9 protein-coding genes are annotated in these 8,023 nt (G+C 67.8%); 7 read left to right on the forward strand and 2 right to left on the reverse strand.

Features of this window, described 5'->3' with window-relative positions; all coding sequences use genetic code 11:
* The first annotated feature begins 2 nt into the window (after window positions 1–2).
* The 4 genes from ACFWF2_RS16480 to ACFWF2_RS16495 are packed head-to-tail and all read left to right on the forward strand — an operon-like array spanning window position 3 to window position 4,469.
* On the forward strand, window positions 3–1,259 hold the full coding sequence (locus ACFWF2_RS16480; protein ID WP_379308278.1) for a glycosyltransferase: 1,257 nt from the start codon (window positions 3–5) through the stop codon (window positions 1,257–1,259).
* Window positions 1,256–2,221: an ATP-binding cassette domain-containing protein gene (locus ACFWF2_RS16485; protein ID WP_379308279.1), complete on the forward strand. Its 966-nt coding sequence runs from the start codon at window positions 1,256–1,258 to the stop codon at window positions 2,219–2,221. Before ACFWF2_RS16480 ends, ACFWF2_RS16485 begins: the two co-directional genes overlap by 4 nt.
* Window positions 2,222–2,250: 29 nt before the next feature.
* Window positions 2,251–3,075, forward strand: coding sequence for an ABC transporter permease (locus tag ACFWF2_RS16490; RefSeq protein ID WP_379308280.1), 825 nt, complete (start codon window positions 2,251–2,253; stop codon window positions 3,073–3,075).
* An 11-nt stretch (window positions 3,076–3,086) separates the two neighbouring features.
* Window positions 3,087–4,469: a hypothetical protein gene (locus ACFWF2_RS16495; protein ID WP_379308281.1), complete on the forward strand. Its 1,383-nt coding sequence runs from the start codon at window positions 3,087–3,089 to the stop codon at window positions 4,467–4,469.
* A gap of 136 nt (window positions 4,470–4,605) precedes the next feature.
* Here ACFWF2_RS16495 and ACFWF2_RS16500 read toward each other — a convergent pair whose 3' ends face one another.
* Both ACFWF2_RS16500 and ACFWF2_RS16505 read right to left on the reverse strand, forming a co-directional pair.
* Window positions 4,606–4,941: a DUF6228 family protein gene (locus ACFWF2_RS16500; protein WP_379308282.1), complete on the reverse strand. Its 336-nt coding sequence runs from the start codon at window positions 4,939–4,941 to the stop codon at window positions 4,606–4,608.
* The gene (locus ACFWF2_RS16505; RefSeq protein ID WP_379308283.1) at window positions 4,859–5,383 is read right to left on the reverse strand and encodes a GNAT family N-acetyltransferase; all 525 of its coding nucleotides are present in this window, start codon (window positions 5,381–5,383) and stop codon (window positions 4,859–4,861) included. The genes ACFWF2_RS16500 and ACFWF2_RS16505 overlap by 83 nt, the downstream gene beginning before the upstream one ends.
* Window positions 5,384–5,624: 241 nt before the next feature.
* Between ACFWF2_RS16505 and ACFWF2_RS16510 the strand changes: the two genes are divergently transcribed.
* From ACFWF2_RS16510 to ACFWF2_RS16520, 3 genes are all read left to right on the forward strand, one after another.
* Window positions 5,625–6,026 (forward strand): class I SAM-dependent methyltransferase, encoded by a 402-nt coding sequence (locus ACFWF2_RS16510; RefSeq protein WP_379308284.1) that lies wholly within the window; start codon window positions 5,625–5,627, stop codon window positions 6,024–6,026.
* Window positions 6,027–6,212: 186 nt separating this feature from the next.
* Window positions 6,213–7,241 carry a hypothetical protein gene (locus ACFWF2_RS16515; protein ID WP_379308285.1) on the forward strand — a complete coding sequence of 343 codons (1,029 nt, stop codon included), beginning with the start codon at window positions 6,213–6,215 and terminating at the stop codon, window positions 7,239–7,241.
* A gap of 175 nt (window positions 7,242–7,416) precedes the next feature.
* Window positions 7,417–7,917 (forward strand): hypothetical protein, encoded by a 501-nt coding sequence (locus ACFWF2_RS16520; RefSeq protein ID WP_379308286.1) that lies wholly within the window; start codon window positions 7,417–7,419, stop codon window positions 7,915–7,917.
* The last annotated feature ends 106 nt before the right edge of the window (window positions 7,918–8,023 follow it).

Below are 8,023 nucleotides of genomic sequence, written 5' to 3' on the forward strand. Positions count from 1 at the left end.
CGATGCGTGCACTGCTGGCCTTCACCGGGAGCCGGGGCGATGCCCAGCCCGGCATCCTGCTTGCCCGCGAACTGCGGGCTCGCGGGCACTCGGTGACGCTCGCCCTCTCCCCCAATCTCGTCGAGTTCGCGACCGGCCACGGTGTTCCCGCCGTCGGTTTCGGTCGCGACAGTGCCGAACTGCTGCGCACCCAGCACGCCGATCGCCGGTTCCGCAGCCTCAGTCCGCGTCAGCGGCTGCGTGCGGTGCTGGATCTGCAGCGGCGCGGTGTGGCCGAGGCGGTGGGCGACCTGCTCGTCCTGGCGCCGGGCCACGACGTGCTGGTGACCGGGATGGCAGGTGAGGAAGCGGCCGAGAAGGCCGCGCGGCGCGTCGGATTGCCGTTGGCCGCAGTGCATTTCTTCCCGATCCATCCGAATCGCTCGGTACCGGTGGTGCCGACCGCGTGGGGTCAGCGGATTCCCGGTGCGCTCAATCGGCGGATCTGGTCCGGGCTGCGGTGGGCGCGCGACGCCGCGCTGGCCGAACCGCTGGCCGAGTTCGGGATCGTCGAACATCCACTGCCGGACAGGGTGTCGATCCAGGCCTATGACGTCGACCTGTTTCCCGGGTTGGCGGCGGAGCTGCCGGATCGGCACCCGATCACCGGGTTCGCCGTCGACACCGACGGTTCCCTCGGTGGCCCGGTCGATTCCGCGCTGTCCGCCTGGCTCGACGCGGGGGCGGCGCCGATCTATGTCGGCTTCGGGTCGATGGCGGTCGACGATCCGGCGGCGCTGGTGACGATGCTGCGCACGGTCTGCGCACGGCGCGGCAGGCGGCTGCTGCTCGCCGCGGGCTGGGCGGGCATCGAGCCCGAACTGTCGGCCGAGGTCGCGATCGTCGACCAGGTCGACCACGCCGCGGTGTTCCCGCGGTGCGTCGCGGCGGTGCACCACGGCGGGGCGGGCACGACGGCCGCCGCGCTGCGTGCCGGTGTGCCACAGGTGATCTGCTCGATCCAGGCCGATCAACCGTATTGGGGGCGCGCGCTGTCGCGGCTCGGCCTGGCCGACACCCTGCGCGCCGCCGATCTCGACGCGGACGCGCTCACCGCCATGCTGGACCGGGTCGCCGACCCGAATGTCGTCGCACGTGCCGCCGCCTACGCGGGCCGTTTCCCCGACAGCGGCGTCACTCTCGCCGCCGACGAGGTGGAAGCCCTTGTCCCCGCGTCGTTCCCGGCACCCGAACTGGATCATGCCGGGAGGCCGCAGTGAGTAGCACCGAAATCGCCGTGCGCACCAGCGGACTCGGCAAGTCCTACGGTGACTTCACCGCGGTCGGCAGCATCGACCTGAGCATTCCCGCCGGTTCGGTGTTCGCGATGCTCGGCCCCAACGGCGCGGGCAAGACGACCACGGTCCGCATGCTGGCGACCCTGCTGCGCCCGGATCGTGGCAGCGCCGAGGTCTTCGGTTTCGATGTGGTGCGCGACGCGACCGCGGTCCGCTCGATGATCGGGCTCACCGGCCAGTACGCCTCCGTCGACGAAACGCTCACCGCCGGTGAGAATCTGCGCCTGTTCGGGCGACTCCTCGGATTGTCCCGGCGTGCCGCGGCGCAGCGCAGCGACGAACTTCTCGAGGAGTTCGAGCTCTCGGCCGTCGCCCGCCGCAGTGTGTCCGCGTTCTCCGGTGGCATGCGCCGCCGCCTCGATCTGGCCGCGACGCTGATCACGGTGCCACCGCTGATCTTCCTCGACGAGCCGACGACCGGCCTCGACCCGCACACCCGTGATCGCATGTGGGGCATCGTGCGCGGCCTCGTCGACCGCGGCGCGACCGTGCTGCTGACCACCCAGTACCTGGAGGAAGCCGACGCGCTCGCCGACCGGATCGCGGTCATCGACCGCGGGACGCTGGTCGCCGAGGGCACCGCCGCCGAGCTGAAAGCGTCCATCGGAGAACAGGTTCTGCGCCTGGACATCCCCGACACCGCGGACCTGCGCCGCGCCGAGACGCTGATCCAGGACCTGACCGGCGACATCCCCGAAGGTTCCTCGACGGGCATGCTGACCGTCGTTCTGCGTGATGTCGCGCTCGGCGCCGACATCGTCGCGGCCTGCCGCGCCGCCGGCATCACCCTGCGCGGTTTCGCGGTCGACCGGCCCGACCTCAACGAGGTGTTCCTGTCGCTGACCGGGCACGCGAAGACCACCGACAGCGTCGGCGTGGCGTGACCACCCTCCGGGAAAGTTCGAGAACCGCCATGACTCTCACCACCGAGACCGCCGCCGAGCCGACACAGGTCGTGCGCGCGCCGCGGGTCACCCGTGTCAGTGCGCTCGCCGCCCTGCAGCATTCGCTGATGATGGCCTGGCGCGGGTTGCTCACCTTCCGGCACAGTCCGCAGTTGCTCTACGACGCCATCCTGCTGCCGATCGTGGGGCCGGTGTTGTTCGGCAGCATCTTCGGCACCGCCATCGCGGGCAGCATGGAGGCGTATCTGCCGATCATGATTCCCGGTGTGCTGGTGCAGATTGTGCTGACCTCCTCGGTCGCCACCGGTGTGCAGCTGTCCGAGGACATCCATTCGGGTGTGTTCGACCGGTTCGTCGCGATGCCGATCGCCCGCTCGGCACCGGTTGCCGGAGCGTTGCTGGCGGGTACGGTGCGCTATCTCATCGCCGCGACGACGGTGGTGATCGTCGGCTTCTGCATGGGCTACCGGCCCGAGCACACCGCAGGCTTCCTGGCGGGCGCTGTCCTGGTCGTCTTCGCCACGACCGCGATCAGCTGGCTGTTCGCGTTCATCGGCGCCACCGTCGCCCGGCCCGCCGCGGTGCAGGGCATGTGCATGCTCGTGCTCACCTTCCTCGGTTTCGCCTCCAATGCCCTGGTGCCCGAGGAATCCATGCCGACCTGGATGCAGCATGTCTCGAACGTGAATCCGGTGTCCTACCTGGTCTCCGCGGTGCGCGAGCTGGCCGCCCACGGCACCGTCGGCGCCGACGCGTGCTGGTCACTGGTGGCCTCGGTGGTCGTTGTCGCTGTCTTCGCGCCGCTGACCGTGCGCACTCTCCGTTCCCGATGAGGAGTCTTCCGATGACCGTCACCTCCCCCGCGGCCCTCTCCACCGGACCGGCGGGCCTCAACCGGATCACCGCCGACGACGACCTGTTCTTCAAACTGCACAGCCTCTACCCGAACGCCCTGGTCAACCAGCTGGCCTACCGGTTCGACGAGCGCCTCGACCCCGAGCTGCTGCGGCACTGGCACGCGCATCTGTCGACCGGGTTCATCGCCCGCCGGGTCCGCACCACCCGGTTCCCGATCGCGCGGGCCCACTGGGAGCCCGCCGAGGAGTCGCTGCCCCTGGTCTGGTCGGCGACGCCACTGCCCGACGACGCGGTGCTGGAGTGGTTCCTCGAGCAGGCCGCGGTGGAGTTCGACCCCGAACGCGGGCTGGTGTGGCAGCTCGCGGGCGCGCACACGGAGTCCGGCGGCACCGTCGTCACCCTCGTCGCCTCGCACGTCGCCTGCGACGGTGGCGGCATGATGCACGCGATCGTCGATTCCCTCGACCGGCTCAATCGCGGCGAAACCCCCGACCGCGCCGCCAGTGCGGGCAATCTGGTCGGCCCGGTCGCGGGATCGGGCCGCTTCGCCGCCGACCTCGCCGATGCCAGGGGACAGTTGCGCGCCGTCGCGCGCGGTGTGCGCGCCGCGCGCCGCGCCCGCGGGGTCAGCGAACCGGCCCGCAACCCGCGCCCGGCCGAGCCCCGCCTGCCACACGCCGAGACCTGGCAGGCCGCCGAGACGATCGTCCAGGTCGACCTCGCCGACTGGGACGCGGTCGCCGCCGCCAACGGCGGCACCACCAACGGCCTGCTGATCGGCGTCGCGGTCGGCCTGCTGGGACGCAGCGGCCGTATCGCCGACGGCGCCGACGTCCGCGTCGATATCCCCCACTCGATGCGCGTCGCCGACGATCCCCGCGCCAACGCCACCACCGGCCTGCCGATCAGCGTCACCTACCGGGCAGGCGAGCGCGCCGATCTCCCCGCGGTCCGCGCCGCACTCAAGGCGGCGGGCCTGGCCTACCGCAACCCCGAGACCATCCCCCCGATCCAGCACCTGCAACCGGTGCAGATGCTGCTGCCGAAGGTGGTGCTGCACAAGTTCGCCCGCACCGCCAAGGCACCCGAATGCCTGTGCACCAATATGGGCCGCACCGCCCAGAACATCGCCGTCCTCGGCCCCCACCGAGCCCGCGACGTCATCATGCGCCCGGTCGTCAACCCCGGCCCGGTCGACCTGTTCCGCCAGGTAGAGGTAGGTGTCAACCTCGCCTTCTCCTGCGACGACGACACCGTCACCCTGGTCGTCACCGGCGGCGACCCCGACCGCTTCCCCACCCGCGCGGCCCTCCAGGAACTCCTCGCCGCGGAATTCGCGGCCTGGGGGCTGACCCCGCGCTTCTGGTAAAAACCTCAGGCGGAAAAGATCGGGCAGGTCACTGCAGGAAGTCGGCGAGCAGCTTCTCGACGATCTCAGGTTGGTCGTTCCATGCTGAAAGACCGGCGAAGGCGAGACACGCTTCGCTGAGCTCAGGTTTCTTGGATCAAACCCATTCTGGGCCGAGGACCCGGTTGAGGTTCCTGGCAAGCTGCAGCATCTGTTCACCCGCCTCGAGCACGACGGTTGTGGAGGCCGTCCAGTTGCCGTCCGCATGCCGCCACGGCCTGACTGTCCATGTCACCCGCAAGTCCGCGGTACGCGCTTTCCCTGCCGGGTCTCGCCGAGCCCCCGGATCGTGGTGTTCTGGGTTCGTAGCGGCCGTGCCGACTCCCACTGGTGGACGTGTGACCGGGGAGTCAACTCCCCAGCGCACCGATTTCGAACCAGTACCGCCGCGCAGGGCCGTGCTCGGTGTCGCGGACACCTTCGAGGATGCCACCGTTGCGCTCGATCGTCTTCGCCGAGGCTATGTTGTCGATTGCGCAGATGATCAGTACGCGGTCCAGGCCGAGTTCCTGTGCCTCACCGAGCATTCGGCCCAGCGCCCAGGTAGCCAGTCCTCGCCGGCGCGCGGACGGCCTGATGCCGTAGCCGATATGGCCGAGATCGCTGAACTCGTGCCGCAGCGCCATTCCGCCGAGCACCCGGTCGCCGTCGACGATCCATCGATAGGTGCAGCGCACCCGGCCACCCTCCGTCGCCTTCGCTGGATCAGAATCCTCAGCCAGGCGCGTCACCCACGCCACGAACCCGGCCGGCGAGTCGACCTCGTCGGACGGCCGCAGCCCGAAACCGTCCTCGTGAACGCCGGGCCCCCCGTCGTCACGCGCCTCGAGCCATGCGGTGTGCATACGTGTGGTCGGTGCGATCAGGTCGGGCATGTCGCGACGATACCAACTCCGCTGTGCGGCAAGCTGTCTGAGAAATGGGCCGATGCGATCAACTCCGAATCGTTAATTCTCTTGGGGCAGAGCCTCTTCCAGAGATGGAACCGAACATGGGCAACCCGAGGTCGGCTCCTGCCGCTGTTTGCTGGAGCGTCGGGCAATCTGGGCGAACTTGTCCTCGACGCCACCGAAACCGACGTGCAGGACCCCGACTTCGCCAAGCCAGCCTTCGCGTTTGGCCTCGGGGATGCGGGCTTGCCTCCGGTTCGATCTAGGCTCGATAACCGACCTCGTCTTCGACGACGCCTCGATGGCTGGTCTGGTCGCCTGGTACTCGCTGATCCACGTGCCCGACGACGAGATCAGTTCGGTCTTCGCGCACTTCCAGCGAATAGTTCGGCCCGGTGGACGGTTGCTGCTCGGCTTCCATGTCGGTGACGAGTCTCAGTTGAAGACACAGGGCTATGGCGGGCACCAGATGAACGTATATGTCTATCATCGCCAGCACGGTCAGATGAACGCGTGGCTCAACGATGCCGGCTTCGTCGTAGAGACACACAGGACTCTTACCTCAGCCGAGAGCACGATTGGCGGGATAATTCTCGCGCGCCGCCAAGTTGACGGCCTAGAAGAGTGAATCGATCGACTTCGCGCCGCCTGGAGCCAGTTGTCCACCGGCGGCCGAACGGGCGGTAATGCCGATTTCCGTGTATTCGTCAGGTTCGCGTTGAGCGGTGGCTTGCACTACACCGATGTGAGTACGCCGGTGGCAGACGAGACCACGAGGAGGTGGCCTGTCGGTGCCGCAGGGCACGATGTCGACATGTCAGGGAATCTCCCAAGCCTGAAAGACAAGCTCGTCGACGGTCTCACCGCGCCGATTACCGACGTCGAGCGAGAAGCGGCGCACACCCCTCCCTATCCGATACCGGCTGCCGTTGTCCCCATCCGTGACCGTGTCCTCGAGGAACTCGTCAGCCGCCTCCCGAGTACAGGCGACGGGCCGCCGACGGTGACTCGCGTGCTGAGCTGGCCTCGGAACTACCGAATCGAGGTACAGATGCTCGGTCGCAGCCACGGCCTCTTCGACTTCGCGGACGCGACTTGCGCATTGATCGCGGTTGACGCGCTGACTTCGGATGAGGTCGACAGCATTGCCCCGCTCCTGCCCGAGTCATGCGGGTTTCGTCGGCAGCTGGTGTTGAACCGGATCGCCGCCGGAGATCTGGCCGGCGCTCGTGCGCTCGCTACACGAATAGACGACGGATACGGCTGGCGCGCATACCGTGACATCGGCTTCGCCCTCGCCGACCGAGGCGACGTCAAAGGCTTCTTCGCCGATTGGAAGCGATACGCGGCCGGTCAGGACCGCGCGGGCATGGCCGTACTCAAAAAACACCTGGTCGAGGGTGTCGCTCGACACCAGGACTGGAACGCGGCGGTGACCGTCGCAGCGGACAAACGGATCGGGCCGACCTTTGTCGGCCACGCGTTTACCGGATTCGTCGACGCAGCCGACGTCGACGGAGTGTGGGGGGTGCTGACCGATGCTGCCAAAGGCCTCCTGTCAGAGCTCGACGAGTTGGCTCTGCTGGCAGCCACCATCGGCAAAGCCACTCCGCACAATCCCGAACGCAACCATCCCCTGCTCGACACCGTCGTGGACCGCCTCATCGCGATCGACCCCACTGCCGATAAGGCCCTCATGCGTGGCCGCGACAGCGAGCTTTTCGGTCTATGGTCGGCCATCGGCGAACAAAGCACGCTCGACCGGGTCCGAAAAGCAGTCCGAACACCTGGATACAAGCGGGAACTCACCACCCTGCCGCGAGATATGTCGCCCGGCAGGTGACTGACTGCCTCGAACCGAACCGGCAACCTTCCCCCACTGCTCGCCAAACCCGACACCTTTTTGGAATGGCGCAGGTCCCAAGCCTGCAGGCGCTCCGAGTGTTCGGCGCTCGGTCGCGGACGTGGTCGCGTCCGCACCGAGTGGTAGTCTGTGCGCTCGATATCGAAGGGGTGGAGTGGTTTTGGCGCATATCTGGGTGGTCGTGTGCCTGCCGCCGGAGGCGATCGATGATGTACAGACCGCGCTCACCCGAGCGCTCGCCCCGTTCGAGATGTACGAACAGCCTGCCGAGCGATCCATGTGGGACACATGGCGGATACGGGGCGGCGGCGAGGGAGCCGGATTCTATGTACGACCAGGTTATGAGGACGATCCTCGGTTGATCCACGATACCCCGAACTACGCAGGCCACGTGCTGCCAACCAACCGAGGCGAATGCGCGGGCGGGCCAAAGGCATTGCTGGACCTCGAACGGGAAACTCTCCGATGGTCCGATGTGCTCACTCTCAACGGTTGGTGGGTCGAGGAAAGTGGCGTCTGGGCCCATAGCAGTTGGGACGAGAACACGTCCTACGCCGACGAGCCCGACTGCCCGGTGCTTCCCGGCGGTAACAAGAACTACCTGGCGGCATTGCCCGAAGACACTCTGCTTGTCCGCGTCTACTGCCACGGCTGAACGCATTCATCTGCCGCTGATCGCGCTGACTGAACGGCCAGCGCGAGGCGCTGGTGAAACCACTGAGCCCCCACCCGAACATCGTCGGGGATGTGGAGCATCAGCG

The sequence above is a fragment of the Nocardia sp. NPDC060259 genome, assembly GCF_042728775.1.
Classification (GTDB): Bacteria; Actinomycetota; Actinomycetes; order Mycobacteriales; family Mycobacteriaceae; genus Nocardia.